Raw genomic sequence first — 26,799 nt, forward strand, 5'->3', positions numbered from 1 at the left:
CAAAACCGAAGCCGGCAAGGTTTCCGGAGGGTGAACGGGGGATGTGCCGTTTTGCAACGCGGTGCGAGTAAGTCTCGGGTAAGCTTTTTATCGCAGAATGAGGCCAACCACTCTGTCATATTTTGAAGACTTTGCCGGAAAAGGGCACGTTATGATCTCTGCTTCGATGGCCTACAACATATTGTCGGGGAACATGAAGCAAAGCCTGGACCGCGTTGCATCGCAGGCCACGGTCAAGAACGATGCCGAATACTACGACGACAACATCAACAAAGTCAAAGACGTAGACGATTTCCTCGGCGACTATCGGCTCTACAGCTATGCGATGAAGGCCTACGGCCTCGATGACATGACCTACGCGAAGGCCTTCATGAAAAAGGTCCTGGAAAGTGACCTGACCGACGCCAACAGCTTCGCCAACAAGCTCTCGGATACGCGTTACAAGGAATTCGCGGCCGCCTTCAATTTCAATACGCCGGCGGCGGACGCCCAGAGCGACGCACAGGAAGACGATCTGATCGGTCTCTATACGCAGTCGTTCGCGGACGAGGGCAAGAACGCCGCGACCGAAACGACCTACTACAGCAACGCGATAGACGCCGTGCAGAACGTTTCCGATCTCGTCGGCGACAGCCGGGTCCGCACCTATGTTTTGAAGGCCTACGGCATCGATCCCACCTACGTTTCCAAGGACTTCCTGGCGCAGGTGTTGACGAGCGACGTCAGCGATCCCAACAGCTTTGTCAATCTCAACGGCAACGACAAATACAAGGCGCTTGCCGCACAATTCAGCTTCAAGGCAGACGGCACCGTCAACGGCGCGGCGCAGACGGCCACTCAGAAGAACACGGTCATGGAACAGTATAATCTGACTGTCCCGTCGATCACCACCGCAGCGGCTGCCGATTACAACAAGGCCTACTATCTGTCCAAGATCGGGACGATCACCAACGTCGACGATCTGATCGCTGACAGCCGGCTGACGTCCTATATCAAGACGGCCTTCAGCATGGGGGACGATTTCAGCAATGCAGCGCTCCGGCTCGTGCTTACCGATGCGAGCTACGCAAGTTTGCTGGATTTCAGCGTTGTCAATCAGAGCTTCAATTTCAAGGCGGACGGAGCCGTCAACTCGGCCGCGGCGTCCTATGTCGCGCAGACGTCGGACCAGATGAAAGCGATGTCCACCCAGGCTGCAAACACCACGAGCTACTTCCAATCAAAAATCGTCGGCATCACCAACGTCGATGACCTGATCGCCGATACCCGTTTGACCCAGTACATCAGGGATGCCTACTCCCTTCCCCAGAGCGTCAGTGATGCGGATCTTCGCAGCGTCTTGACGAATGCCAGCTACGCAAGCCTGCTGGGCTACGACGACGTCCATTCGTCCTTCAATTTCCAGGCCGATGGTAGCGTTGCCGATGGTGCAGGTGCGCAAACGATCGGTCAGGCACGGGCTACGAGTTCGCACGTCAGCACCAACCTCTCCTACTTCCAGACCGTGATCCCGACGATTTCCAATGTCGACAACCTGATCGCCGATGGGCAGATGATGAACACCATACGGTCAGTCTATGGAGTTCCGGCGAGCGTTAGCAACGCGGATCTGAAAAGCGTACTGACCGACGCGAGCTTTGCCGCCAGCCAGGGCTTCAGCACGCTCAATGCGGCGTTCAGCTTTGCAGCCAATGGCTCGGCCGCCAGCGCGTCCGGCCCGCAATCGAGCGCACAATTGATGGATACGACGACGTTCTACGGCGCTCGATATGCAGACGCGCAGGACGAGGCGATCGACGAAGCCGTGGCAAACTACAAGAAGCGGATGACTGACGGCAAGATCAAGAGGGTCGATGACCTTCTGCGCTCCAACGCCGCCGCAGACTTTGACAGGAAGAACGATGACCTGCCTGAGCTCTATGATATGGCGCTTCGCGCCTACGGGCTGACGGAACAAGACGTGTCTCGTTCAATGTTCCGCAAGCTGCTGAAGAGCGACCCATACGATCCCGACGGCTACGTCGCCTCGTTGAAGGACGAGCGGATCACCAATCTGGTTCGCGCCTTCAATTTCGGAGCCGACGGCAAGGCATCCGCCGAAATACAGCCGCTGCCGTCCGCGGTCATGGCGAAATACGCGACCAACTATAAGTCGCGCACGCTGATGGGCATGAGCGATGGCCCGCTCAGGGACAAGGCCTCCGAGGATGCGACGAAGGCCGTCGATGCTTTCGCCAAGGGCATGGCGAAGGTGAAGACTCTCGACGACTTCCTGTCGAACGACAAGCTGACCAGCCTGGTCTTGACCGCAAACGGTCTCGACCCGAAGAAATACGACGAGGAGACGCTGCGGAAGATTTTCACCTCCGATCCGTCTGATCCCAAGAGCTACCTGAACACGAAAGCTGAATCGAAGTTCAAGGAGATTGTCTCGGACTTCAACTTCGATACCAATGGCAACCTGACGCGCGCCAAGATCGGAGCGGTCCAGAACGTGGGTGCCGAAGACCGGACGCAGCAGAAGTATGTTCAGCAGACGTTGGAAACGCAGCAAGGCGAAACGAACGACGGCGTACGCCTCGCGCTATATTTCGCCCGCAGCGCGCCTGATATCACATCGCTCTACACGATCCTCGGCGACAAGGCGTTGTTCCAGGTGATCACAACCACCTTCAGCCTGCCGAGCAGCGTATCGAACATGGATGTCGCCAAGCAGTTCTCCATGCTTGGGAAGTTCGTCAATCTCGACGATCTTCAAGACTCGAAGAAGGTGGACAAGCTGCTGAGGCGGTTCACCGCGATGTACGATCTCGCCAACAATACCAACAGTTCGCCGGCGCTGCAGCTTCTGACCAACGGCGGCACGAGCAGCTAGTTTGACGCCAACGCCTGGTCGACGCTGACAACCTTGCCGGGGTTCATGATGCCAGCCGGGTCGAAGGCGCGCTTGATCCTGCGCATCAGATCCATTTCGATCGCCGGCCGGATTGAGGCCAGTTCATCGCGCTTCAGCTGACCGATTCCATGCTCGGCGGAAATCGACCCGCCATGCGCCAGTACGAAGCCATGGACGATGTGGTTCATATCGTGCCAGCGCGCCAGAAACGCCTGCTTGTCCGCGCCGACCGGCTGGGAAATGTTGTAGTGGATATTGCCGTCGCCCATGTGGCCAAAGGCGCAGATGCGGGCGCCGGGCATGGTGGCCATGACCGCATCCCCGGCCTCGCGCATGAAGGCCGGGATCGCCGAAACTGGCACGGAAACGTCGTGCTTGATCGATCCGCCCTCCGGCTTCTGTGCGTCCGACATGCTCTCGCGCATGTGCCAGAGCGCCTTCTGCTGCGCGACCGAAGATGCGATTGCACCGTCCTGAACCAGCCCTGCCTCGAAACCCTGCTCGAGCAGCGCCGTCATCATGCGCTCGGCAGTCTCGGCGGAATCGGACGTCGAAATATCGACGAGCACATACCAGGGATGAGCCGATTCCAGTGGATCACGCACGCCTTCGATGTTGCGGGCGGTAATCTCGACGCCGAAGCGCGGCATCAGTTCGAAGCCTGTCAGGGAGGCGCCGCAAAGGCTGGAAGCAAGGTTGAAGAACGAAAGGGCATCCTCGACGGAATTAAGACCCGCGAACGCGACCTGTTTTCCAAGCGGTTGCGGAAACAGCTTCAGCACCGCGCCGGTGATGATGCCGAGCGTGCCTTCCGCGCCGATGAACAGGTCGCGTAGATCGTAGCCGGTGTTATCCTTCTTCAGTCGACGCAGGCCGTTCCAGATTTCGCCGGTCGGCAGCACGACTTCGAGGCCGAGGCAGAGATGTCGCATGTTGCCATAGGCAAGAACGGCCGTACCACCGGCATTGGTTGAGAGATTGCCGCCGATCCGGCACGAGCCTTCGGAGCCGAGGGACAGTGGGAACAGCCTGCCGTGCGTCTCTGCTGCCTTCTGCACATCAGCGAGGATCGCACCGCCATCAGCGACTAGGACATTGGCAACCGGATCGACATCGCGGATCTTGTTCATGCGTTCGAGCGAGATGATGATATCAGATTTGCCCTCGCGCGGCGTCTGGCCGCCGACGAGGCCGGTATTGCCAGTCTGAGGCACGACCGCGGTTCCGGTCTCGGTTGCGAGCTTCAGGATCGCCGACACTTCTTCGACGGAGCCAGGCTTGAGAAGGAGAGGCGAGGAGCCATGGTATAAGCCGCGGTTCTCGATCAGATGGGGCGCGAGATCCGCCTCGCTGCGAAGCGCGTGTTTGTCGCCGACGATGGCGGCGAAACGGTCGAGAAGTTCGGGGGAAACGCTGCTCATCGAAACCTTGATCCTTCTTGCTTATTCGCGTGGCGCAGCGGCGCGGCGCAGCCGATCGTTGATTGCCTCGCCGAGCCCTTCGTCGGGGATGGCTGAAAAGGCGATTGTCGCGGCGCCGCTGGCATCGGCTCTCTTCATATAATCGAACAGATTGGCCGCCGCTTCCGCAAGATCTCCGCCCGGGCTGAGATTGAGGACGATTCTGGCGTCATTGGCGCCGGCAACAGACGTCTTGCCGAAGGCAATCAACGCCTCGCCGGCATCGACACGGGTTGCGTCCAGCCGGACGGTTGCGCCGGGCGCATAATGGGATGCCAGCATTCCCGGCGCCTCGATGGCCGCCGAGGCCTTCTTGGATCTCAGAAGCTTTTGCCCTGCCACACGCTCGATCTCAGTCGCCGGCAAACCGCCTGGTCGCAGGAGCCTGAGCTTGCCGTCCTCGACCTTGACGATCGTGGACTCGACGCCGACGGTGCTCGCGCCGGCATCGAGGATCAGCCTGATGCGCTCGCCGAGATCGGCGTCGACATGGGCAGCGCTCGTCGCACTGATCTTGCCTGACGTATTGGCGCTGGGCGCGGCGAGCGGGCGCCCGAAGGCGCGGATCAGTTCGCCTGCAAAGCCTTTCGGAACACGGATGCCGACGGTATCGAGACCCGCAGTTGCGAGCGAATGAATGGCGCTCTCCGGCTTAAGCGGCAGCACGAGCGTCAGCGGGCCTGGCCAGCAAGCTTCGGCCAGCGCGCGCGAAACGGGGTCAAACACCGCGTGTCTTTCCGCCATGGCAAGATCAGCCATGTGGCAGATGAGCGGGTTGAAGCGCGGGCGGCCTTTGGTCTCGTAAATGTGGGCGATCGCGATCGGATTGGTGGCATCGGCGGCGAGCCCGTAGACGGTTTCCGTCGGGATTGCTATCGGGAATCCCTCGCCAAGTACTGCGCAACCGGCTTCGATAGCCTGCTGCCTGTCCTTCATGATGTCGATCGATCGTGCCATGCGCCGCCCGGATTGCTGTCCGGCAGTCCTTATGCCTTCCCGGCGATCCGATCAATATCAGAGCTGGCGGATGATCTCGATCAGAGTTGACGAATGATCTCGCGCAGTTGTTCGTTGCGCGCGCCGAGCAACAGCACATTCCTGATGGCGATTTGCGGATCGTCGGTACGGAAAAGCAGACCGTTGCCCCGCACCGAGCGGTCGATCGTCATTTTTTCGGGCGTATGCTCTCCCGGCTTGATGGCGACGGCGAAGTACATGCGCGAATACTTCACGTCGATCTGCTGGAAGAAATTGTCGTTGTCGCCAATGTCGGCGTAGAAATTCGCGATGTAGAAGGCCCAGCTGACGTCTTGGTAACGGGCGAATTTCGTCCGCGCCGCCGTCACGTGGCAGTAGCCGAGATGCGGGCTGTCCTGCAGCGTCCGATGGAAGAGCATCTTCGGAAACTGGATCGAATGGTGAAAGCCGTTGATATGCTGATGCGTCTTTTCGCCAGCCGTCTCCAGCTTGCGGCCCGTCCTCTCGGCGACTTCGTCATGCGAGAGGTAGCGCCGCTCTTCGGCGAGCCAGTGCGAGCGGGTCCGGGTAATCTTTCCAGTGCGCAGGAATTCCGAATGCGCGGCGACTGGGACCTCGCGGGCATTGATGCTGTTACCGGCGTCGAAATAGCGAAGCTTCGCCATGGTGCATATCCGCATGCGTGTTTGATGCCGCAAGGATAGGCAATCATGCTTAATGGTATATTAAACGCAGCGGTCACCGCGGCTTCATAGGAATGGACCGATACCATCATGTCGCAGATGCGATGGTCGCGGCAAAGTCGCCCTGAAGCCTAGCTGCGAATTGGGTTGCGCCGATGTCGTAATTTGCCTTGGTTGCCGGCAACGGAGCCTGCACAGGCCGAATGCTGTCTTCAATTCCACACTCCTTTGCCGCCTGTCGTCATTTTCGAAGCCGATGTCGCTTTACAACCAAACGCCGCGCGCCGGCGATGTTTAAATGTCTTTCAAGAACATCTCCTGACGGAGAGGGAGCGAAGCTTCCGGCGGCTCCCGCCTTCGACCAAGCGGCGGCCCCACTATACGAGGATGTGCAGATGGATATTCGCAGCAACGTATTGCGGCAACTCAAGACCCGGCGGGAAGGCTTCAGCCTCGAGCAGCCCTTCTATATCGACGAAGATTATTTCAAGCTCGATATGGAAATGATCTACTATCGCGATTGGCTGTTCATGGGCCACGACTGTGAACTGCCGAAGGCCGGTGCCTATTTCACGGTGCAGATCGGCCAATACCCGGTTGTCATCGTTCGCGGCCGCGACAACGTCATCCGTGCCTTCCACAACAGCTGTCGCCATCGTGGCTCGCGTGTCTGCACGAAGGAGCACGGTTCCTCAGTTCGCCTCGTTTGCCCCTATCATCAGTGGACCTACGACCTCGATGGCAAGCTTGCTTTCGCCCGCCATATGGGTGACGATTTCGACAAGACCGGCTACGGCCTGAAGCCCGTTCATTGCGAGAGCTTCGGCGGCTACATCTTCATCTGTCTCGCCCAGAATGCGCCGGACTTCCAGCCCGTCCGCGACATGGTGGCGCCCTACATGGTGCCGCATCACCTGAGCGACGCGAAGGTCGCCTTCCAGAGCACGATCATCGAGAAGGGCAACTGGAAGCTCGTCTGGGAGAACAACCGTGAGTGCTATCACTGCGCGGCCAACCATCCGGAGCTTTGCCGCACTTACCCGGAAGCGCCGAGCGTCACGGGCACCGATGGCGGCGCTGACGATCCCGAGATCGCCGGTCATTGGGCACGCTGCGAGGCGGCCGGATTGCCAAGCAAGTTCCAGATTTCTCCCGATGGTCAGTTCCGCACGGCCCGCATGCCTTTGATCGAGGATGCGGAGAGCTACACCATGTCCGGCAAGAGAGCCGTCAAGCGGTCGTTGTCAGACGACGTGACGATCGATCGCATCGGCACGATGCTGCTCTTCCACTACCCGACGACGTGGAACCACATTCTCGGCGACCATGCGATCTCCTTCCGCGTGCTGCCGCTCAGCGCCAACGAAACGGCGGTCACGACGAAGTGGCTCGTGCACAAGGATGCCGTCGAAGGCGTCGACTACGATCTCGCCGAGCTCACGCACGTCTGGACCGAAACCAACGACCAGGACCGCCGTATCGTCGAGGAGAATGCCTTCGGGATTCACTCGCCGGCATATGAGCCCGGCCCCTATTCGATGCTGCACGAAGGCGGCGTCATGCAATTCCTCGAATGGTACTCAAACTTCATGGTCAATCGCCTGCAAGGCGATCAAGCGAAGCTCTCCGTCGTCGCCTGAGCTGAGAAACCCACCTCCCGAGTGACCTCGTCTCCCAAAGAGGCGGGGTCTTTTTTGCACAGGGTCCTCAGAAGTCGCGACGGGTACGGGACACTTCGCTCTGCGGTATCGAGGAGGTGACGATGGGGTCCGGCACAACCGGTACGGGGGCCGGCGGGCCTTGGGCGGGCTTTCCGCGTGGCTCCATCTCTATCTTGGCAAGGATGAGCGGCGGGTCGGGCTCGCGCGCAGGCAGAAGATTGCCCCGAGCCCACACCTTTGCGAGCTCGGCCCGGTTCATCGGGGCGACGTTGACATCGATATCGGTCAGGGTGCCGGGGACGCGATAAGGGCAGCGGCGCTTGGTGCAGTTCATTCCGGACGAGAACTGCCACAGCAGGTAGTTATCCCAGTTTCCCATCGGGAACACGCCCTTCACGTCGGGCTTGTAGCGCGCATACCAGATCGGCAGCCGCGCCAGCACCGGATAGTCGTTGCGGTAGGCGGCGATGTAGCGGGCGGTATTGTGATTGGTGTAAAGAACTGGATAGCGTCCGGTCCGCGCCCTGATATGGCCCGCGAATATCTGCGCGTCTTCCAACGACATGAACTTCTGCGCATCGATGCCCTCGAGGTCGAGGATCATCATCTCGTCGTCCTTGGGATCGGCGTAATCGAGGAAATGGTTGGCTTGGTCGACCGGGTTGCCCGGCCGTGCAAGGTGATAGGAGCCCCACAGCAGGCCGGACGCCCGGGCAACAAGCCGCCGCGTCTGGAAGAGTTCGCGGCTCACCGCATATTTGCGCCACATGGTCTTGCAATGCGCAACCGTGTCCCCGGCATGATCGCCGGTGCAGGAGAAGCTCTCAGGGAGTCCGTCGGAAGCCTTCGAGATGAAGGCGGCTATGCGCTTGTCGGAAAGCAGAGAATCCCAGTCGATCGTATTCAATTCGTATGCGTCGATGACGAGCGCGTTGTTGGGATTCTTCCAAGCGAGAGTGTCCGTTGCCGCAGCCTGAGTGACAGCGCCGGCGGCAAGCGCTGGAACCACCAGGCGAAGCAGAAGATTTCTCCAGGATTGCTTCATGGAAAGAGCCTGGTGAAAGTCGGTTAATGTCGGGTTAATCCGCGATCGCTTAAAAACGGAAAGTCGCGAGAACGGCATGAAAACGGATCATTGGAACGTTTTCATAGCCTTCGCGTTATGATGCGCGCGTATTCCAACCTGGGAATGGAGATTCCATGACGGGACTTTTTAAGAAGATAGCGATTGCCGCCGTTTCCTTCGTCGCGTTGGCAAGTGGCGTTACGCCCTCGCAGGCGATGCAGATGTCGGCCAAGCCGCATGTCGAAAAGTCTGGTGACCTCCAGAACGTCCAGTATTGCCGTGGTCCCTATTGCCGTCCTCCCGGTTATCGCCCGGGATATCGGCCTGGCTACTATCCAGGCTATCGCCCTGGTTATTACCCAAGGTATCGCCCAGCCTATCGGCCTGGCTGGTATGGTGGCTACCGCGGTTATCCGTCTTATCGAAGCGGCTACCGCTACTACAACGGATACTGGTTCCCGCTCGCTGCCTTCGGAGCCGGCGCGGTGATCGGCGGCGCCATCGCCTCGCAGCCGACCTATGTGGCTCCTCCGCCGGCGGCTCCGCTTGGGTCGGGCCACGTGGCCTGGTGCGAAGCGCGCTATCGCTCCTATCGCGCCTACGACAATACCTTCCAGCCATATAACGGCCCGCGCCAACAGTGCGTTTCACCGTACTACTGAGGGAAACAGGCTTGCGTCTCAAGGCCCGGCAGAAATGCCGGGCTTTCCATTCAGAGGATGCGAACGCGCTTCAGCAGCCACCATGCCAGCAGGATCGACGCGATGATGAGGGCAACGGCATATTCCGTGCCGCCGCTCCCTTCGGCAAAAGGCAGGTTTGCCGTATTCATGCCGAAGAAACCCGTCACCAGGGTCGGCGGCAGCAGGAAGGCTGTCATGATCGACAGAATGTAGAGGTGTCGGTTCGTCTCGGAAGACAGTTTCGAGTCGATCTCCTCATGCAGCAGCCGCGCGCGGTCCTGCAGCGCGTAGATGTCGTGATCGACCGTTTCAAGGCGGCTTGTCAGTCGTCCGGCGACGTCCTCGAAGCCGAAGGGCATTTCGTCATCATGCGAGGCGGCCGCACGCCGCATCAACGCGAGCACGGTCCGCAGATGTCGGTGGAGCTTGACGACCGTGCGCCTGACTGGCGCCAGCCGCCGACGCTCGTCGCGAGGCGTCGTGTCGTAAACGAAGTCCTCGATAACATTGAGTTCGTCCGTCATCTCCATGACGATGGAGATCAGCGTCCGCTGGAATTCGATCATCAGGGTCTCGAACAAGTCGACGGGCCGTTCGAACTTTGCCGGGTTCTTCTCGACGAGCGCGCGAGCGCGCTCGACGCTGCGCAGCGGCTGCAGCCGCGTGGTGATGATGAAGCGGTCGGATATGGCAAAATGCAGCCAGCCGAGATCGGCGGTCTCGTGATCGAACTCGCGTTGGCAATCGACAAGCGTGCCGTAGAGCATCTGTTCGTCAACGGTAATTGCGGCGTGCGTGTCGCGTGTGGTCAGTGCCGCCTTCGCATCGTCGTTCAGGCCCTCGATGCTGTCGAGCAGGCCGGGTACCCGGGCATCGGCAAGACTGAGATGCAGCCAGTAGAAGCCGCCGCCGTTCGTCAGTTCGGCTTGCGGCGCGCTGTTTGCAAGGCGGGTCGCCTTGCCGCTATCCGGCGGAAAGCGGTAGGCCCACACGAGTCCCGGTATGTTGGCGGGTAAGGTGTCCATAATGCGCCGGTCCTCTTGCGATGGCGGTCTGTGTCCTTAGAGATTCTCTATGACGGTTGTTTGTGCAAGTGCGTAATAACGAAGAGAACTCGTCCTTCCGCCGCTTTTAGAGAGAAAGTTTGAAATTGACGTTTACGTAAAAATCAATTAGCTCTGCCCGTGGAGGTGCCGGAGGGCGTTGTCGCTCGACGGCTTGCGATGCGAGGAGATCATGAATGTACAAGGCGCCCGTCGAGGAGATTGCGTTCACGCTGAAGCATGTCGCCGGTTTGGGGAGCGCAATCGAGGCCGGCTTGCTTGGCGATCTCGGCGAGGATCTCGTTGATGCCATCCTTCATGAAGCTGGACGATTCGCCACGGACGAAGTGGCGCCGCTCGCCGAGATCGGCGACCGTCAGGGTTCGCGCCTCGTCGATGGCAAGGTGGTGACGCCCGACGGTTGGCGGGATCTCTATAAGAACTGGATCGCTGGCGGCTGGAATGGCCTAACCGCACCTGAGGAGTTCGGCGGTCAGGGGCTGCCCCATATGTTGAATGTCGCCGCGCTCGAGATGTGGAACTCCGGTTCGATGGCATTCGCGCTCTGCCCGACGCTCACCATGGGGGCGATCGAGGCCATCGACAACCATGCCTCCGACGAACTCAAGAGTACCTACCTCGCAAAACTTGTCTCCGGCGAATGGACCGGCACGATGAACCTGACGGAGCCGCATGCCGGCTCTGACCTCGGTGTGCTCAAGACGCGCGCGGAACGCCGCGATGACGGCACCTACCGCATCTTCGGCCAGAAGATCTTCATCACCTGGGGCGAACACGACGCCGCCGACAACATCGTTCACCTGGTGCTCGCCCGCCTGCCGGATGCACCGGCCGGAACGCGCGGGATCTCGCTGTTCCTGGTGCCGAAATTCCTCGTCAATCCGGACGGATCGCTCGGTGCCCGCAACGATCTGTTCGCCCATTCGCTGGAGCACAAGCTCGGCATCCACGCCTCGCCCACCTGCACCATGATCTATGGTGACGGCAAGTTTGGCGGGGAGCAGGGTGCGATCGGCTGGCTGGTCGGCGAGGAGAACAAGGGCCTCGCCTGCATGTTCACGATGATGAACAACGCCCGCCTTGCCGTCGGCATGCAGGGCGTTGCGATCGCCGAGGCGGCGACGCAGAAGGCAACGGCCTATGCGAAGGAGCGCACCCAGGGCAAGGCGCCGCGCTGGACGGGCGGCGGGATGAGCCCGATCATCGAGCATCCCGATGTCACCCGCATGCTCCTGACCATGAAGGCGCTGACACAGGGCGCACGCGCGATTTCCTACGCCTGCGCGCATGCCATCGACATGTCGCATCGCGCAGCAGACCGCCCGCAGCATTGGCAGGAACGCGCTGCGCTGCTGACACCGATCGCCAAGTCCTTTTCCACCGATATCGGCGTCGACGTTGCCTCGCTCGGCATTCAGGTCCACGGCGGCATGGGCTTCATCGAGGAAACGGGCGCTGCGCGTTACCTGCGCGATGCGCGCATCGCACCGATTTACGAGGGCACGAACGGCATCCAGGCAATCGATCTCGTCACCCGCAAATTGACGCTAGCGAATGGCGAGCAGGTGCAAGGATTCATCGCTGAGCTGAAACAGATCGCCGATCAGGTCCGCCATTCCAACCTCGATGGCTTTGGCGCGACGGCAAACCGGCTCGACGCAGCCATTACCGACCTCGGCGAAGCGACCGACTGGCTGCTGGCGCAGGTCCGCGATGGCAAGACCACCGAGGCACTGGCCGGCGCAACACCCTATCAGCGCCTTTTCGGCCTTGTCCTGACCGGTTGCTATCTCGCCAAGGGCGGGCTCGCGCAGGCGCCGGACGGTGGCGCTGGGGGCCGCATCGCGCTCTGCCGCTTTGCTGCGGAGAATCTCCTTTCAGAAGTTGCGGCGCTGAAGGATTGTGTCATCACAGGTGCTGCAAGCCTTGCGGCCGCCAAAATCGTTCTCGCCTGAGGAACCATCATGACAGAGCACGTCATCGTCGAGCAGGATGCAGCCCATCCCGGCATCCAAATCATCCGTTTCAACAGGCCGGAAAAGAAGAATGCGATCACCCGCGCGATGTATCGGACGATGACGGACGCGCTGATCGCCGCCGATGGCGACACGACGATCCGGGCGACAGCCTTTCTCGGCACCGAAGGCTGCTTTTCCGCAGGCAACGACCTGGGTGATTTCCTGGCCGCGGCCATGGGAGGCGCCATGCCGCGGGAGATCGTCGAGTTCCTCTATGCCATGGTCCGCTCTGAAAAACCGATCGTGTCGGGTGTGGACGGGTTGGCGATCGGCATTGGAACCACCATGCATATGCATTGCGACCTGACCATCGCTTCAGCGCGCAGCCAATTTCGGACACCATTCGTCGATCTGGCGCTCGTTCCGGAGGCGGCGTCCAGCCTGCTTGCGCCGCGCATCATGGGACACCAGCGCGCCTTTGCGCTGCTGGCAGCGGGCGAGGGGTTCTCGGGCGAGGAAGCACGGGAAGCGGGACTTGTCTGGAAGGTCTGCGCGCCCGATGAGGTCGAATCCACGACACTCGCCACCGCCGCCAAGCTCGCTGCTAAGCCGCCGGAAGCGCTGAAGATCGCGCGCAACCTGATCCGCGGTGACCGCGATGAGGTTATTGCCCGCATTGATGATGAGGCCCGGCACTTCTTCGATCGCCTGCATAGCGCCGAAGCAAGGGCCGCCTTCGAAGCCTTCATGCGCCGCTGACGTGGAAATATTTGAGTTTCGTCAAATTTTAAGGCTGTTTTAAACGCCTCTCTAATATTAGGGGCGCGACGGCGCGCGATGTCGCTGTCGTCCGGGCGCATGAGGCGCTTTGTTCCGCTTTGCCAATAGCCCGCCGCATCGAGTGGCCCGTGTTCGTCAAGCACTGCGCGGACTGCTCCCGATCGAAGCCAACATCAGCTCTTCCGGCGAGCAGGCCGCCAACAGCCAACTGGATGAACGGCCGCGTGACGCTGACGGCAATGGTTGCAAACGCCATCGGCCGCACTGCTGACCAGCCGGGCGTCAAGGGAGTGCTGCAGAACGATGTTCTTAGCAGCCAGTTCGTCAGCACCTATCTCGGCGATGAGCAGGGCGTCTTTACGTCCTGGCCGGATCTTCCGCTGCCAGCCGACGACGATCCGCGCAAGCGTCCATGGTATCAGGATGCCGTCAAGGCCAATGCCCCTGTCTTGACCGAACCCTACAACGACGCGTCGAGCGGTGACCTCATTATCAGTGCAGCCATTCCGGTCAAACGCGACGGCAAGTTGGCCGGCGTCGTCGGCAGCGACTTCTCGCTGAAGACCATGGTGGACATGATCAAGGAGATCGACCTCGGCGGCAAAGGCACAGCCTTCCTCGCCAACAAGAGCGGGCAGATCCTGATCCATCCGGACGCGAAGCTGGTGACAAAGACGCTCGCCGACGCTTTCCCATCTCAGACGCCGGCGATCAAGGCAGGGCTGGCCCCGACGCAGTTTGCCGGCAAGGACGTCCTCGTCAGCTTCATGCCCGTCGCCGGTCTGCCGTCGGTCGAATGGTATCTCGGTTTCGTCGTCGACAGCGGCGCGGCCTTCGCGTCGCTGAACGAGTTCCGCATTGCCGCAACCGTTGCCACGATCCTTGCCGTCGGTCTGATGATTGCCGCCATGGCCTGGCTGCTGCATGGCCTCGTGATCCGTCCGGTGACCCACATGACTGCCGCGATGCAAAAGCTCGCTGCCGGCGATCTATCGGTCGCCATTCCCGGCGAGCAGCGCCGCGACCAGATCGGTTCGATGGCCGAGGCCGTTTCCGTCTTCAAGAAGAACGCGATTGACCGCGAGCGCCTGGAGGGCGAGGCAGAAAGCGGCCGCGCACTCACCGAGCGCGAGCGCCAGGAACGTGAGCAGCAGAAGAGCCGCGAAGCAACAGAAATCCGCCACGCCGTCGACGCGCTTGCAAGCGCCCTAGGTGCGCTGTCGGACGGCAACCTTGCTCACCGCATCGAGACGCCGTTTGCGTCGCATCTCGACCGCCTTCGCGATGACTTCAACAGCGCAGTCAGCAAGCTCCACGGCGCCCTCAATGCCGTCGGCAACAACGCCCATGCCATCGATGCAGGCGCAAGCGAAATCCGCACGGCTGCGGACGGCCTTGCCCGACGCACCGAGCAGCAGGCAGCCTCGGTCGAGGAAACGGCAGCCGCACTCGAGGAGATCACGACGACGGTCAAGGACACGGCTCGCCGTGCAGAGGAGGCCGGGAACCTCGTCTCCCGCACGCGCTTCGGCGCCGAAGAGTCCGGCAACATCGTTCGCAAGGCTGTTTCGGCAATGACCGAGATCGAGCAGTCGTCGCAGAAGATCGCCAACATCATCGGCGTCATCGATGATATTGCCTTCCAGACCAACCTGTTGGCGCTGAACGCCGGCGTCGAAGCGGCCCGTGCAGGTGAAGCCGGCAAGGGGTTTGCTGTCGTGGCTCAGGAAGTGCGCGAGTTGGCACAGCGCTCGGCTCAGGCTGCGAAGGAGATTGAAGGCCTCATCACCGCGTCGAATGCACAGGTTCGCTCGGGCGTCACCTTGGTCGGGGATACGGGTAAGGCGCTGGAAGCAATCGTCGGCCAGGTTCAGGAAATCAGCCGCCACGTCGACGCGATCGTCACGGCAACCCGCGAGCAATCGACCGGGCTTGCCGAGATCAATACGGCGGTCAACACGATGGATCAGGGCACGCAGCAGAATGCGGCCATGGTCGAGGAACAGACGGCAGCAAGCCATGGGCTGGCGCAGGAGGCGGTCAAGCTGATGCGGTTGCTTGGCCAGTTCAACCTGCAGGCTGCGTCGCAGGCTGCGGCGTACAGCCGTCGCGCCGCTTGATAGATATCCGTCTGTTTGGAGACCGCGACCGCTGCCAACAATGGAATTAACCACCCCTCGGCAAGCCACGCAGACTGCTGCCGGCGATGATTAAAAGTACTACTTTTAATCAAATCTTACGGATCTTCGTCTCTAGTGAGATCCAATGCATGACGCAGGACGGATATCGTCCGTACCGTTCTCCCCGATACCATCAAGGCGAGTGACTACGCGGGCGATCGATCCTGATCGTTTACGCCTTGTCACTTTAGCCGTATGAGACCGCCCCAATGTCCAAACTGAAGATAAAAACGCTCCTTCCACTTCTCTTTCTGTCTCTTGTTTTCATTGCCTTGGTACAGGGTGCGATCGCGGCCTTCTCGTTGACCAATCTGGAGGCGAACACCCGGCAGATCGGCGCCGAGAACATCCCGAACACAGAGCGGCTTTACGCGATCGTGACGACGCTGAACGACGTTCGCCGCAGCTACGCTGACTATCTCCTTGCAACGGGCAAGACGGACTTCCGCAACGCCGAGACGACGCTGAAGACACGCCGTCAGCGCCTCGCCACAGCCATCGACGCCTTCGAAAAGCAGCCGAAGAGCGACTACATGAGCCAGAACTTCGGCCGGCTGCAGAAGGCGCTCGCCAACGATGCTGCGCTCGCCGACAAGATCATCGCGCTGGCCCTCGACAGCAAGCGAAGCCAGGCAAACGGCCTCTATCGCGGCGAACTTTCGATGTCCGCGAACAACATTCAGACCCTCGTCGACGGAATGCTCGCAAAGGACCGGCAGTCGACCGATGCGGCGCTCGCTGCCGCAGCCGGCAATTACAACGCAGGCGTCCTGTCGATCGTCGGTGGCCTCGTCGTCGCACTCGCCGTCGCCGTCGCTGCTGCTTCCCTCGCGTGGAAGCGCGTGTCGCGGCCGATCTCGACGATCGCAGCCCGCATGGCCAGTCTGGCAGACGGCGATCTCGACACCGCCGTCCCTTATGCCGGGCGCAAGGATGAGATTGGCGACATGGCGGCTGCCGTTGCAGTCTTCCGCGACAACTCCATCGCACGCCTCGACCTCGAACGCAGTGCAGACCATACCCGAGAGCAAGCTCAGCAGGAGCGTTCTCGCAACGAAGCCTCGAAGGCTCGCGAAGCGTCGGAAATCCAGCATGCCGTGGGTGCACTTGCCGAAGCGCTGGGCGCGCTCTCGGAAGGCGATCTCACTCGGACGATCGAGACATCTTTTGCCGATCACCTTGATCGGCTGCGCAGCGATTTCAATACCTCCGTCGCCAAGTTGCGGGCCGTCCTTCAGGAGGTCGGCGACAATGCTCATGCCATTGACGCGGGCGCCGGAGAAATCCGCACGGCCGCGGACGGTCTTGCCCGGCGCACAGAGCAGCAGGCTGCCTCCATCGAGGAAACGGCAGCAGCACTCGAGGAGATTACGACGACGGTCAAGGACACGGCGCGCCGCGCTGAGGAGGCGGGCACGCTTGTCACTCGTACGCGCTTCGGCGCCGAAGAGTCGGGCAACATCGTCCGCAAGGCGGTTTCGGCGATGACCGAGATCGAACAGTCCTCCGAAAAAATCTCCAATATCATCAGTGTCATCGACGACATCGCCTTCCAGACGAACCTTCTGGCACTGAACGCCGGCGTCGAGGCTGCGCGTGCCGGTGAAGCTGGCAAGGGGTTTGCCGTCGTGGCTCAGGAAGTGCGCGAACTGGCGCAGCGTTCGGCTCAGGCCGCGAAGGAAATCGAAAGCCTGATCACCGCATCGAACGCACAGGTTCGCTCCGGGGTGGCGCTGGTCGGCAATACCGGCAAGGCGCTCGAGGCGATCGTCGGCCAGGTTCAGGAAATCAGCCGCCACGTCGACGCCATCGTCACGGCAACTCGCGAGCAATCGACCGGCCTTGCCGAGATCAACACAGCGGTTAACACGATGGACCAGGGGACGCAGCAGAATGCCGCCATGGTCGAGGAGCAGACGGCAGCGAGCCATGGGCTGGCCCAAGAAGCTGCCAAGCTGATGCAGTTGCTTAGCCAGTTCAACCTGCAGGCCGCATCGCAGGCTGCAGCATCATACGGCCGTCGCGCCGCCTGATTGCGACCGATGCATCAAGTCAAAACGCCCGCGCTTGTCGCGGGCGTTTTGGTTTGGAGGATCGCTTCTACTTTTCGAGCGTCGCCACGACTTCGACGTGCGGCGTCCACAGGAACTGATCGATCGGCGTCACACCGGTAATGCGATAGCCTCCCTCGACGAGCAGAGCGAGATCGCGGGCGAGCGTCAGCGGATTGCAGCTGACGGCCACGACTTTCTTGACGTTCGAACGCGCCAATTCCTTGCATTGAAACTCTGCCCCGGCACGCGGCGGATCGAAGACCACGGCGTCGTAGATCTTCAGCTCGGATGTCATCAGCGGCCGGCGGAAAAGGTCCCGTTTTTCGACGCTAACCGGTTTCAGGCCCTGCGTGTTGCGGGCGGCATGATCGAGCGCTGCGAGAGCTTTATCCTCGCCCTCGACCGCGTGCACGCGACCGACCCGGGCAAGGCGGAGCGAAAATGTGCCTGCACCGGCAAAGAGATCAGCGATGCGTTTCGCCTTGCCGACATGTGCCAGAACGACTTCCGCCATTGCGTCTTCCGCCGGCTTGGTCGCCTGCGTGAAACTGCCGGGCGGAGGGACGACATTGACGCCGCCGAAATCGACGAGCGGCTTGGATGGTTCGACGAGAATCTCGCCGTTGAGCGAGACGCGGGCGATGCCACGCAAGGAAAGCACCGTCTCGATTGCCTTGCGACGCTGCTGGTCTGAGAGCTTCTTGATGCCGTCGACCGCAACATCGAGGCCCGATAACGTCTCCAATACGGTAATGCGGAACGCTTCCGCGCTATTGGCCAGCGCCGCACCAATCGCCGTGATCGCCGGCAGCCTGGCAATGATGCCCGCCGACGAGATTGGACATTCCTCGATGGCGACGATGTGGTGGCTTTCGGCCTGGTTGAAGCCGATCAGCATGTCCTTCTCGGTCCGCCGCGCGGCGAAGACCACGCGCCGGCGCTCGCCGGGATGAGCGGCGACGAGGTCGGCGACGTCGGGCGTCAGTCCCTTCGATTTCAGCGCATCGACAACCAGCTGACGCTTGAAGCCGCGGTAGGCCGCATCATTCATGTGCTGCAGGCTGCAGCCGCCGCAGGTGCCGTTCACTCCGTCCGGTCCGAAATGCCGGCAAGGTGGGTCTTGGCGATCGGCTGATGGGTGCGAGATGGACATCAGCATGCCATGGTTCTTGACTCGTGCAATGGCGACGGTTTCACCCGGCAGCGTGAAGGGCACGTAGATCGGCCCACCGTCTGCATGCACGATCCCGTCGCCTTGGGCGCCGAGCTTTTCGATCGTAACTGTTTGCGTGCTCACGGTTTTGTTCCTGCGAGTAGAAATTCCTGGTTGCCGTCACCGCCGGCAATCGGGGAGGGGATCAGTCCGAGGCTGTCCCAGCCCATGTCCTCGACGAACCAGTGCTCGAGTTCGGCTGCGACATCAGGCGCGGACGACGGATCCTTGAGAAGCCCGCCCTTGCCGATCGCATCGCGCCCGGCCTCGAACTGCGGCTTGACGAGGAGAGCGGCGACCGCTCCCGCCTCCGCAAGATCAAGGGCAGGGGCCAGCGCCAGTTTCAGCGAGATAAAAGAGACGTCCGACACAATGAAGGTGATCGGGTGCCCGATATCCTCGGCCGTCAGGTTGCGCGCGTTCAGACCCTCGATGTTGGTCACACGGGGATCGTTCGATATGCGCGGATGCATCTGGCCATGCCCGACGTCGATCGCGGTGACCTGCGCCGCACCGCGCGCCAGCAGGACTTCCGTGAAGCCGCCGGTCGAAGCGCCGACATCGAGACAGCGATGCCCCGACGGATCGAGCTTGAAATGATCCAGCGCGGCGGCGAGCTTCAACGCTGCGCGCGAGACATATTCCTGCGCCGGATCGTCGATCTCGATTGCGGCATCTTTTCCAAACAGCGCGCCGGCCTTGGTCACGACCTTGCCACCGACCTTGACGGTGCCGCGCTGCACGGCATCGCGCGCGCGGGAGCGGCTGGCGAAGAGACCAAGGCTGACGAGAAGCTGGTCAAGGCGTTGCATGTTCTGATCTGACATGCGCTGTCCATGACGGGCAACGCCATCGGTTGCAAGCCTTTTGTTGCAAGTGGGCGCGAGGCCTAGTTCCAAGAATTCGTCCCGAGATCCCTCTTGCCGACGATTACTTCGACTGACTTCGGTCCGGTTTTGACCCACGACTCGCAGATTTCCTTGCCGGCGTCGCGGCCACCTTTCCAGGTTCGACAGAATTTGTCCTTCTTGACTGCCCAGACGCCTGCGATCGGGATCACTTCGCCGCTGTCCAGCTTTACCTGTCCCATTGCTGTCCCGTTGGCGTCGAGCGTAAGGCTGCCCGCGTATCCTTTGCCGGGACCGCCCAAGATCAGCTCCTTGCCTTGACCAAGAAGTGCAGTCAGTTCCTTGCCTGTCATCTTTTCGGCGGCTGCCGCGGGACTGCAAATCGCAAGCGTCGTTGCGAGTGCGCCAATAACAACACGCATGGGCGTCCTCCCCTTTCTGATGATGTGCCAATGTACACCTCAGGCAAGAAAAGTGAAGATAGAAATGCACATTTAAAGTTGAGAATGGGTTCGGGGTCGTTGCGACGATGCTGCGTCGCACAAACTTAAACAAATTTAAAGTCTGCCGTCATAGGGTCAGGCAGATTGCAGCGGCTCGCCGAAGCTGCTTCCCGCCATGATGGCTTCCTCCCATTTGCTGATCATGTTCCCTATCCGATTTTTTTGAGCATGCATTGGCATGCCCGACTTCCCCATGGCCGCAGGCCGCCAGGAGAGATTGACTGATGTTTGCTAGAAACATGTCCTTGAACGGTAAGCTCGCTGCGACATTCGCAGTGCTGATCCTTATCTTTCTGTCCGTTTCCACCTTTGTCTACTCGAAAGCAGGCGCCGTTACGGCCGCCTCCGAGCAGCAGAAGAAATCCGAGCGGCTGGTCAACCAGATCGACGACGCGCTGCAGGCCATGCTCGAACAGGCGGTGAACCTACGCGGCTTCCTGCTGTTCCGTAGCGACAGCACCTATGGTGACATCTTTGCCAACCGCGAGCGCATGCTGAAGGCGATCGCCGCTGCACGCGAAACCGCAGCCGGCAACAGTGATTTCATCCAGCAGATCGACGGTATGCAGAAGGCCGCCGATCTCTATTTCCACGAGCTTGCCGAACCGCAGTCCAAGGCACGCAAGGAAACCGACATGCCGATCGACCAGATCGTCAAGATCGGCGTCAACGAAACAAAGGGCCAGCTCGACGGGTTCCGTCAGGCGTCCGCCAAGATCAAGGCTGCCGCGCGCGACGAGTCGAATGCGCTTGCGGCGCTGCAGGCAGATGCCAGCAGCGATCTCCGTGCCACGCTGCTGACCGGCGGCATCGCTGCCGCTTTTGCCGCCGTCCTTCTTGCCTGGATGCTGTCGCGCAGCATCGTCCGCCCGATCGTCGGCATGACCTCGGCGATGGGACGCCTTGCCGGCGGTGAGAACAACATCGACGTTCCGGCCTTGGACCGGCAGGACGAAGTCGGCCGCATGGCCCAGTCGGTTCTCGTTTTCAAGGATGCGGCAATCGAGAAGCTTCGCCTCGCCGGCGAAACAGACCGCATGCGTAGCGACGCCGAGCATCAGCGTCAGGCGGGCGATGAACAGAAGGCCCGCGAGGAAACGGAACTTCGCTTTGCCATCGAAGGCCTCGCAGGCGGTCTGTCGGATCTCGCCAACGGCAACGTCGCCGTTCGCATCACGACGCCCTTCGCATCGCAATTCGATCGCCTGCGCAGCGACTTCAACAACGCGGTCGAGAAGCTGCAGGGGGCACTTCAATCCGTCGGCCGCAATGCTTCCGCGATCAATGCCGGCGCCGGCGAAATCCGCTCGGCTGCCGACGATCTTGCACGTCGGACCGAGCAGCAGGCGGCTGCCGTCGAGGAAACTGCAGCAGCCCTCGAAGAGGTCACAACCACCGTTCGCGACTCCGCCAAGCGGGCCGAGGATGTCGGCCAGCTGGTCGAGCGCACACGTCTCGGCGCCGAGAAGTCCGGTGATGTCGTCCGCAAGGCCGTCTCTGCGATGCAGGAGATCGAGAAGTCCTCCGGTGAGATCAGCAATATCATCGGCGTGATCGACGACATCGCCTTCCAGACTAACCTGTTGGCGCTGAATGCAGGCGTCGAAGCGGCACGTGCCGGTGAGGCGGGCAAGGGCTTTGCCGTCGTGGCGCAAGAAGTGCGCGAACTGGCGCAGCGCTCGGCAAATGCGGCCAAGGAGATCAAGGCGCTGATCAACACGTCGGGCACGCAGGTCAATGCCGGCGTCTCGCTGGTCGATGAAACCGGCAAGGCGCTGGCCGAGATCGTCGGCGCCGTCCAGGAAATCAACAAGCACGTCGGCGCCATCGTCACCGCGACCCGCGAACAGTCGATCGGTCTGCAGGAGATCAACACTGCGGTCAATAACATGGATCAGGGCACGCAGCAAAATGCTGCGATGGTCGAGGAGCAGACGGCGGCCAGCCATTCGCTCGCACAAGAGGCCGGCGCGCTCGATGATCTGCTGCGGCAATTCAATCTCGGCAACAATGTCGCCGCCGCAACCCCTCACGCAGCTTCGGCCCGCCCGACATCGCGGCCGGTCGCCTCTCCGGCCCGCGCCTTGAACAATCGTGTCGCCAGCGCCTTCGGGGGCCGGGCGGCAACCGCCGCAGCCGTCAAGGAAGACTGGACCGAGTTCTGAGACACGGAGGCATCATTCAACGAATAGGGAAGGGCGGTCCAATCGGGCCGCCCTTTCCAATTGGGTGGAATACACAACCCGCGACACCCTCACTGTCTAGCTGGTCGGCCGGCCGTGTCCGCTAGGAAATTGGCTCAGCAATACGCCGATCCAGAAGAGATGCGTAGAGCGCCGCCAACAATGCGAGCGATGCCGATATCAGCATCGTCCAAAACAGCGCATGGATTGTCGCTGACTGCGCGACAAACACGCCGGCAATCGAGACGACAAGCGCTCCGCCGGCGATCGACATTGCGGCAGCCAGCCCCGCGGCAGTTCCGGCGAGTTCGGCATTCGCCGAAAGAACGCCGGTGTTGGCGGCAGGCATGGTCAACCCGTTGCCTATGCCGATGAACACGCAAGGTCCAAAGAACGCCAGGATGTGGGTATTTCCCGACATTGACAGGATCAGGCCGGCCAACAGCCCCACGCATGCCAAGAGACGCGCGAGAACAAGCATAGTGCCGAGGGAAAGTCTCGAGGCATAGCGGCCAGCCAGATAGCTGCCCAGGATGAAGCCTGCGGGGATCATTCCCATGTAGAAGCCCAGTGCCGCCGTTGATCCATCGAGCGATCTGCCGATCGCCAGCGGTGCTCCTCCCAGGAAGATATAAAGTGTGCCCATGGAGAAGGTCATGCACAGCGTATAAGTCCAGAACCGTGCCGAATGCAGTAGCTGGCCATATGAGGCAAGGTAGTTCGCCGTTGCTCGGGACGAGAGCACGGCAGTCTCTTTCAGCTCGCGTACGGACAAAGCGAGGGCAGCCGCACCAAGGATCGCAAAGACGAGGAAGATCGCCCGCCATCCGAACAACTCGTCCAGAAGCCCGCCGAACAGAGGACCGAGCATCGGTGCGATCGCCCATCCCACGGCGAGATAGCCAAATTTGCTCGCCGCTTTGCGTTCGGCCGACGTTTCCTTGATGACGACGAGAGCGATGGAGAAACAGGCCGCTATGGACGCTTGCATCGCCCGAAATATAAGGAAGACGCCAATATCGGTCGCGAGCGCGCAGCCAACAGAAGCGACAATGAATATGGAAATCGCAATCAGTGCGACGGGCCTGCGCCCGTATCGATCCGAGATTGCGCCTGCGACGAGGTTCGTCAGGGCGGTGGCGATAGCGTAGCCGGCAACCGCGAGGTTGACGAGTGCGAAATCGGCTCGCAACGCAGCGGCAATCTGCGGTAGCGACGGCACGATCGTATTGACCGGCAGCACCGCGAGCGCCGAGAGAAGGATGAGGGTCGCTCGCCGCGGCGGGCCAGCAGTGGAAGGGACAACCGTTGTGCCGGTCGTTTGTGTGCTCGAAGTGTCAACGAAATTGTCGCCCGTCATGGCTTTGGTCCGTCTTGTCAGTGGGAGATCACGAAAGTCTGACGGGGCGCGCTGAACTTCAGGCATAAAAAAAGGCCCCGCCAGGAGCCTGCTTACCGCGCATGGGTGCTTTCGCCGGATAGCTAAACCATCCCGCCCATGCGCTCTATCACCACGACGAGAACCATTGCGATTTTCATGGTCGTTACAGCTAAAGAGAAATTTGCATGTCGTCAATGTGGTGCAAAGCAGAGGCGGCCTGTGCTTTAGGCCGCCATTTCACGCCAACAAAGATGCAGGAATCTAGCCTGCGACGCCGACAGCCAGGCCGCGGCCAAGCGCCTTGAAGACCGTCGAAACGATCCCTGCTCGATCCAGCCCCGCGTGGGCGTTCATCACTTCCGGCTTTGCCTGTTCCATCCACACGTCGGGCATGACAAGCGATCGGATCTTCAGGCCGTTGTCGAGGAGACCGTCCATCGCCAGGAACTGCATGACCTGGCTGCCGAAGCCGCCGACTGCACCTTCCTCGACGGTGATCAGGATCTCGTGGTGGCGGGCAAGCTGGCGGATCAGTTCGTGATCCAGCGGTTTGGCAAAGCGCGCATCGGCAATCGTCGTCGAAAGGCCGGCGGCATCGAGATCCTCTGCCGCAAGCAGACAGTCGGCAAGGCGGGTGCCGAAGGAAAGCAGCGCCACCTTCGAGCCTTCCTTGACGACGCGGCCCTTGCCGATCTGCAGGATCTCGCCGCGCACCGGCATCTCGACGCCGACGCCTTCGCCGCGTGGGTAGCGGAACGAGATCGGACCTGCATCATAGGCCGCTGCGGTTCGCACCATATGTTTCAGTTCGGCCTCGTCCGCCGCCGCCATGACCACAAAGCCGGGCAGGGTGGCAAGGAAGGTGGTGTCAAAGGATCCGGCATGGGTTGGCCCATCGGCGCCGACGAAGCCGGCGCGATCGATCGGGAAGCGAACCGGCAGACCCTGGATCGCAACGTCGTGCACGACCTGGTCGTATGCGCGCTGCAGGAAGGTGGAATAGAGAGCGGCAAACGGTTTATAGCCTTCCGCAGCCAACCCGGCCGCAAACGTCACCGCATGTTGCTCGGCGATCCCGACATCGAAGCAACGGGACGGGAAGACGCTTGCGAGCTTGTCGAGCCCGGTGCCGTTCGGCATGGCGGCGGTGATGCCGACGATCTTGTCGTCGAGCTCTGCTTCCTGCACCAGGGCCTCGGCGAAAACGCTGGTATAGCTCGCTGCATTCGGTTTCACCTTCGCCTGCGCGCCGGTGATGACGTCGAACTTGTTGACGCCGTGATACTTGTCCGCAGCGGCTTCCGCCGGCGCATAGCCCTTGCCCTTCTGCGTCACGACATGGATCAGGACCGGGCCTTCCGCATGGTCGCGCACATTGCGCAGCACAGGCAGCAGGTGCTCGAAGGAGTGACCGTCGATCGGGCCGATGTGATAGAAGCCCATCTCCTCGAACATGGTGCCGCCGGTTACATAGCCGCGGGCATGCTCGACGGCGCGGGTGATGGCGCGATCGACATTCTTGCCGAGGTAGGCCGTCAGTTTCTTGCCGAAGTCGCGAAAGCCCATATAGGTGCGGCCGGAGGCAAGGCGTGCAAGATAGGCGCTCATCGCGCCGGTCGGCGGCGCGATCGACATGTCGTTGTCGTTGAGGATGACGATCAGCCGGGCGTCAAGCGCGCCGGCATTGTTCAACGCCTCGTAGGCCATGCCGGCCGACATCGCGCCGTCCCCGATCACGGCGATCACGCGGCGGTCCGTCTTGTCGAGCTCGGAGGCAACCGCCATGCCGAGGCCGGCGGAAATCGAGGTGGAAGAATGAGCGGCCCCAAACGGATCGTATTCGCTTTCCGCGCGGCGCGTGAAACCGGAAAGGCCGCCCTCCTGACGCAATGTGCGAATGCGATCGCGGCGGCCGGTAAGGATCTTGTGCGGATAGCACTGGTGCCCGACATCGAAGATGAGCCGATCTTCCGGCGTATTGAAGACGCTGTGGATCGCGATCGTGAGTTCAACCACCCCAAGGCCGGCCCCAAGATGGCCGCCGGTGCGCGACACCGCATCGATCATTTCGTCCCGGACCTCGCGCGCAAGCTGCGGCAGGTCGCGATCCTCCAGCTTTCGGAGGTCGGCTGGATAGGCAACCTTGTCCAGCAGCGGCGTCTTCGGCGGTTGTGTCACGGGTGGGCGCTCTTTCTTGTCATTCTTGGGCAGGATGCCTTTAAGCCATAAATTGCGGTGAAAAAAGTCGATTTCAAGAACGGTGGAAACTCCTTTCTAAAGGAGATCAGCCTTCCGGCAAAGGTATGAATTCTTCTTCGTCCCCCGGAACGGTGTCGAACTTGCCGGTCCGCCATTCCTCTTTTGCCTTTTCGATGCGCTCTTTCGAGGACGAAACGAAGTTCCACCAGATGTAGCGCTTCGAGTTCAGCGCCGCTCCGCCAAACAGCATGAGATGACAGCCCTGGCTGCCGGCTTCGAGCGTGATCGCATCGCCGGGTCGGAAGACGAGCAGCTGATCGGCCGAAAATGTGTCGCCTGATATCACGACTTCGCCCGACAGCACGTAGGCGGCCCGCTCCTCGTGTCCCGCAGCGAAGGGAAACCTCACCCCTGCCTCGAGACTGATATCGGCATAGAGCGTGTCCGAGAACACCTTCACCGGGGAGGACATTCCCTCGAACGATCCGATGACGACACGCCCGCGCACGCCGCGTTCGTCGATCACGGGCATGTCGCTCTTTTCAGTGTGCGCAAAGGAGGGATCGATCTCCTCCTTATCGTCGGGCAGCGCGAGCCAGGTCTGCAGGCCGGACATCAAAAGCGGATGGCCCCGCAGGTTGTCGGGCGTGCGCTCAGAATGCACGATGCCGCGTCCTGCAGTCATCAGGTTGATGTCGCCGGGACGAATGACCTTCTCGGTGCCGAGGCTGTCCAGGTGCCGGATCTCGCCGTCGAAGAGATAGGTGACCGTCGAAAGCCCGATATGCGGATGCGGCCGCACATCCAGTGCCTCGTTCGGCTTCAGGATCGCCGGCCCCATGCGGTCGAAGAAAATGAACGGCCCGACAAGCCGTCGCTGTCGCGTCGGCAGCGCGCGCCGCACCTCGAAACCGCCGATATCGCTGGTGCGCGGGATGATGAGGTTCTCGATCGCGTCGCAGGCGAAGGCGTCGCCGGGCAGGGGGTCTTTACCGGGGAAGAAGGACAT

General features: G+C 61.1%; 18 protein-coding genes and 1 pseudogene. 8 read left to right on the forward strand and 11 right to left on the reverse strand.

Annotated elements, in window-relative coordinates:
- Positions 1-151 precede the first annotated feature (151 nt).
- Positions 152-2,875, forward strand: a complete 2,724-nt coding sequence (locus ACSQ9D_RS02645; protein WP_436281047.1) for a DUF1217 domain-containing protein — start codon at positions 152-154, stop codon at positions 2,873-2,875.
- Here ACSQ9D_RS02645 and ACSQ9D_RS02650 read toward each other — a convergent pair.
- From ACSQ9D_RS02650 to ACSQ9D_RS02660, 3 genes are all read right to left on the reverse strand, one after another.
- Positions 2,872-4,317, reverse strand: a complete 1,446-nt coding sequence (locus tag ACSQ9D_RS02650; RefSeq protein WP_436281048.1) for an FAD-binding oxidoreductase — start codon at positions 4,315-4,317, stop codon at positions 2,872-2,874. The two genes, ACSQ9D_RS02645 and ACSQ9D_RS02650, sit on opposite strands and share 4 nt — an antisense overlap.
- Before the next feature lie 21 nt (positions 4,318-4,338).
- Positions 4,339-5,313, reverse strand: coding sequence for an L-threonylcarbamoyladenylate synthase (locus ACSQ9D_RS02655; RefSeq protein WP_436281049.1), 975 nt, complete (start codon positions 5,311-5,313; stop codon positions 4,339-4,341).
- 80 nt (positions 5,314-5,393) lie between these two features.
- On the reverse strand, positions 5,394-5,999 hold the full coding sequence (locus tag ACSQ9D_RS02660) for a DUF6656 family protein (protein ID WP_047521790.1): 606 nt from the start codon (positions 5,997-5,999) through the stop codon (positions 5,394-5,396).
- Between the two features lie 413 nt (positions 6,000-6,412).
- On the opposite strand from ACSQ9D_RS02660, the gene ACSQ9D_RS02665 reads away from it, so the two are divergent.
- Positions 6,413-7,657, forward strand: coding sequence for an aromatic ring-hydroxylating oxygenase subunit alpha (locus ACSQ9D_RS02665; protein WP_436281050.1), 1,245 nt, complete (start codon positions 6,413-6,415; stop codon positions 7,655-7,657).
- A gap of 67 nt (positions 7,658-7,724) precedes the next feature.
- Here the strand turns inward: ACSQ9D_RS02665 and ACSQ9D_RS02670 are convergent, their stop codons facing one another.
- Positions 7,725-8,723 carry a glycoside hydrolase family 25 protein gene (locus ACSQ9D_RS02670; RefSeq protein ID WP_436281051.1) on the reverse strand — a complete coding sequence of 333 codons (999 nt, stop codon included), beginning with the start codon at positions 8,721-8,723 and terminating at the stop codon, positions 7,725-7,727.
- A gap of 155 nt (positions 8,724-8,878) precedes the next feature.
- Here ACSQ9D_RS02670 and ACSQ9D_RS02675 point away from each other — a divergent pair, with 155 nt between their 5' ends.
- The gene (locus tag ACSQ9D_RS02675) at positions 8,879-9,406 is read left to right on the forward strand and encodes a BA14K family protein (RefSeq protein ID WP_436281052.1); all 528 of its coding nucleotides are present in this window, start codon (positions 8,879-8,881) and stop codon (positions 9,404-9,406) included.
- A 50-nt stretch (positions 9,407-9,456) separates the two neighbouring features.
- Here the strand turns inward: ACSQ9D_RS02675 and ACSQ9D_RS02680 are convergent, their stop codons facing one another.
- Positions 9,457-10,452 carry a transporter gene (locus tag ACSQ9D_RS02680; protein WP_436281053.1) on the reverse strand — a complete coding sequence of 332 codons (996 nt, stop codon included), beginning with the start codon at positions 10,450-10,452 and terminating at the stop codon, positions 9,457-9,459.
- Positions 10,453-10,667: 215 nt separating this feature from the next.
- On the opposite strand from ACSQ9D_RS02680, the gene ACSQ9D_RS02685 reads away from it, so the two are divergent.
- The 4 genes and pseudogenes from ACSQ9D_RS02685 to ACSQ9D_RS02700 all read left to right on the forward strand — a co-directional run bounded on the left by ACSQ9D_RS02685 (position 10,668) and on the right by ACSQ9D_RS02700 (position 17,442).
- The gene (locus ACSQ9D_RS02685) at positions 10,668-12,446 is read left to right on the forward strand and encodes an acyl-CoA dehydrogenase (protein ID WP_436281054.1); all 1,779 of its coding nucleotides are present in this window, start codon (positions 10,668-10,670) and stop codon (positions 12,444-12,446) included.
- 9 nt (positions 12,447-12,455) lie between these two features.
- Entirely contained in the window at positions 12,456-13,208 is a 753-nt protein-coding gene (locus ACSQ9D_RS02690; RefSeq protein ID WP_436281055.1) for a crotonase/enoyl-CoA hydratase family protein, read from the forward strand.
- Positions 13,209-13,389: 181 nt separating this feature from the next.
- Positions 13,390-15,349, forward strand: a pseudogene (locus ACSQ9D_RS02695) (methyl-accepting chemotaxis protein); the annotation flags it as partial.
- Between the two features lie 269 nt (positions 15,350-15,618).
- On the forward strand, positions 15,619-17,442 hold the full coding sequence (locus ACSQ9D_RS02700; RefSeq protein WP_436281056.1) for a HAMP domain-containing methyl-accepting chemotaxis protein: 1,824 nt from the start codon (positions 15,619-15,621) through the stop codon (positions 17,440-17,442).
- A gap of 67 nt (positions 17,443-17,509) precedes the next feature.
- Here ACSQ9D_RS02700 and ACSQ9D_RS02705 read toward each other — a convergent pair whose 3' ends face one another.
- The 3 genes from ACSQ9D_RS02705 to ACSQ9D_RS02715 all read right to left on the reverse strand — a co-directional run bounded on the left by ACSQ9D_RS02705 (position 17,510) and on the right by ACSQ9D_RS02715 (position 19,946).
- Positions 17,510-18,760: a class I SAM-dependent RNA methyltransferase gene (locus ACSQ9D_RS02705; protein ID WP_436281057.1), complete on the reverse strand. Its 1,251-nt coding sequence runs from the start codon at positions 18,758-18,760 to the stop codon at positions 17,510-17,512.
- Positions 18,757-19,503, reverse strand: a complete 747-nt coding sequence (locus ACSQ9D_RS02710) for a TlyA family RNA methyltransferase (protein ID WP_436281058.1) — start codon at positions 19,501-19,503, stop codon at positions 18,757-18,759. Before ACSQ9D_RS02710 ends, ACSQ9D_RS02705 begins: the two co-directional genes overlap by 4 nt.
- 62 nt (positions 19,504-19,565) lie before the next feature.
- Positions 19,566-19,946, reverse strand: a complete 381-nt coding sequence (locus ACSQ9D_RS02715) for a hypothetical protein (RefSeq protein WP_436281059.1) — start codon at positions 19,944-19,946, stop codon at positions 19,566-19,568.
- 305 nt (positions 19,947-20,251) lie between these two features.
- Between ACSQ9D_RS02715 and ACSQ9D_RS02720 the strand changes: the two genes are divergently transcribed.
- Positions 20,252-22,192, forward strand: coding sequence for a methyl-accepting chemotaxis protein (locus ACSQ9D_RS02720; protein WP_436281060.1), 1,941 nt, complete (start codon positions 20,252-20,254; stop codon positions 22,190-22,192).
- Positions 22,193-22,313: 121 nt separating this feature from the next.
- On the opposite strand, the gene ACSQ9D_RS02725 is transcribed toward ACSQ9D_RS02720, so the two are convergent.
- From ACSQ9D_RS02725 to ACSQ9D_RS02735, 3 genes are all read right to left on the reverse strand, one after another.
- Entirely contained in the window at positions 22,314-23,570 is a 1,257-nt protein-coding gene (locus ACSQ9D_RS02725; protein WP_436281061.1) for an MFS transporter, read from the reverse strand.
- A 282-nt stretch (positions 23,571-23,852) separates the two neighbouring features.
- Positions 23,853-25,769, reverse strand: coding sequence for a 1-deoxy-D-xylulose-5-phosphate synthase (gene dxs, locus ACSQ9D_RS02730; protein WP_436281062.1), 1,917 nt, complete (start codon positions 25,767-25,769; stop codon positions 23,853-23,855).
- A 106-nt stretch (positions 25,770-25,875) separates the two neighbouring features.
- Positions 25,876-26,799 (reverse strand): pirin family protein, encoded by a 924-nt coding sequence (locus tag ACSQ9D_RS02735; protein WP_436281063.1) that lies wholly within the window; start codon positions 26,797-26,799, stop codon positions 25,876-25,878.

It is taken from the genome of Rhizobium sp. LjRoot258, assembly GCF_964254185.1.
Lineage (GTDB): Bacteria > Pseudomonadota > Alphaproteobacteria > Rhizobiales > Rhizobiaceae > Rhizobium.

Excerpts from the sequence above, each read along its gene's own strand:
- ACSQ9D_RS02650 (WP_436281048.1), bottom strand. The coding sequence starts at position 4,317 with ATGAGCAGCGTTTCCCCCGAACTTCTCGACCGTTTCGCCGCCATCGTC.
- ACSQ9D_RS02720 (WP_436281060.1), top strand. The coding sequence starts at position 20,252 with ATGTTTGCTAGAAACATGTCCTTGAACGGTAAGCTCGCTGCGACATTC.
- ACSQ9D_RS02715 (WP_436281059.1), bottom strand. The coding sequence starts at position 19,946 with ATGCGTGTTGTTATTGGCGCACTCGCAACGACGCTTGCGATTTGCAGT.
- ACSQ9D_RS02655 (WP_436281049.1), bottom strand. The coding sequence starts at position 5,313 with ATGGCACGATCGATCGACATCATGAAGGACAGGCAGCAGGCTATCGAA.
- ACSQ9D_RS02660 (WP_047521790.1), bottom strand. The coding sequence starts at position 5,999 with ATGGCGAAGCTTCGCTATTTCGACGCCGGTAACAGCATCAATGCCCGC.
- ACSQ9D_RS02670 (WP_436281051.1), bottom strand. The coding sequence starts at position 8,723 with ATGAAGCAATCCTGGAGAAATCTTCTGCTTCGCCTGGTGGTTCCAGCG.
- ACSQ9D_RS02680 (WP_436281053.1), bottom strand. The coding sequence starts at position 10,452 with ATGGACACCTTACCCGCCAACATACCGGGACTCGTGTGGGCCTACCGC.
- ACSQ9D_RS02735 (WP_436281063.1), bottom strand. The coding sequence starts at position 26,799 with ATGTCCTTCTTCCCCGGTAAAGACCCCCTGCCCGGCGACGCCTTCGCC.
- ACSQ9D_RS02665 (WP_436281050.1), top strand. The coding sequence starts at position 6,413 with ATGGATATTCGCAGCAACGTATTGCGGCAACTCAAGACCCGGCGGGAA.
- ACSQ9D_RS02645 (WP_436281047.1), top strand. The coding sequence starts at position 152 with ATGATCTCTGCTTCGATGGCCTACAACATATTGTCGGGGAACATGAAG.
- ACSQ9D_RS02725 (WP_436281061.1), bottom strand. The coding sequence starts at position 23,570 with ATGACGGGCGACAATTTCGTTGACACTTCGAGCACACAAACGACCGGC.
- ACSQ9D_RS02710 (WP_436281058.1), bottom strand. The coding sequence starts at position 19,503 with ATGTCAGATCAGAACATGCAACGCCTTGACCAGCTTCTCGTCAGCCTT.
- ACSQ9D_RS02685 (WP_436281054.1), top strand. The coding sequence starts at position 10,668 with ATGTACAAGGCGCCCGTCGAGGAGATTGCGTTCACGCTGAAGCATGTC.
- ACSQ9D_RS02675 (WP_436281052.1), top strand. The coding sequence starts at position 8,879 with ATGACGGGACTTTTTAAGAAGATAGCGATTGCCGCCGTTTCCTTCGTC.
- ACSQ9D_RS02700 (WP_436281056.1), top strand. The coding sequence starts at position 15,619 with ATGTCCAAACTGAAGATAAAAACGCTCCTTCCACTTCTCTTTCTGTCT.
- ACSQ9D_RS02690 (WP_436281055.1), top strand. The coding sequence starts at position 12,456 with ATGACAGAGCACGTCATCGTCGAGCAGGATGCAGCCCATCCCGGCATC.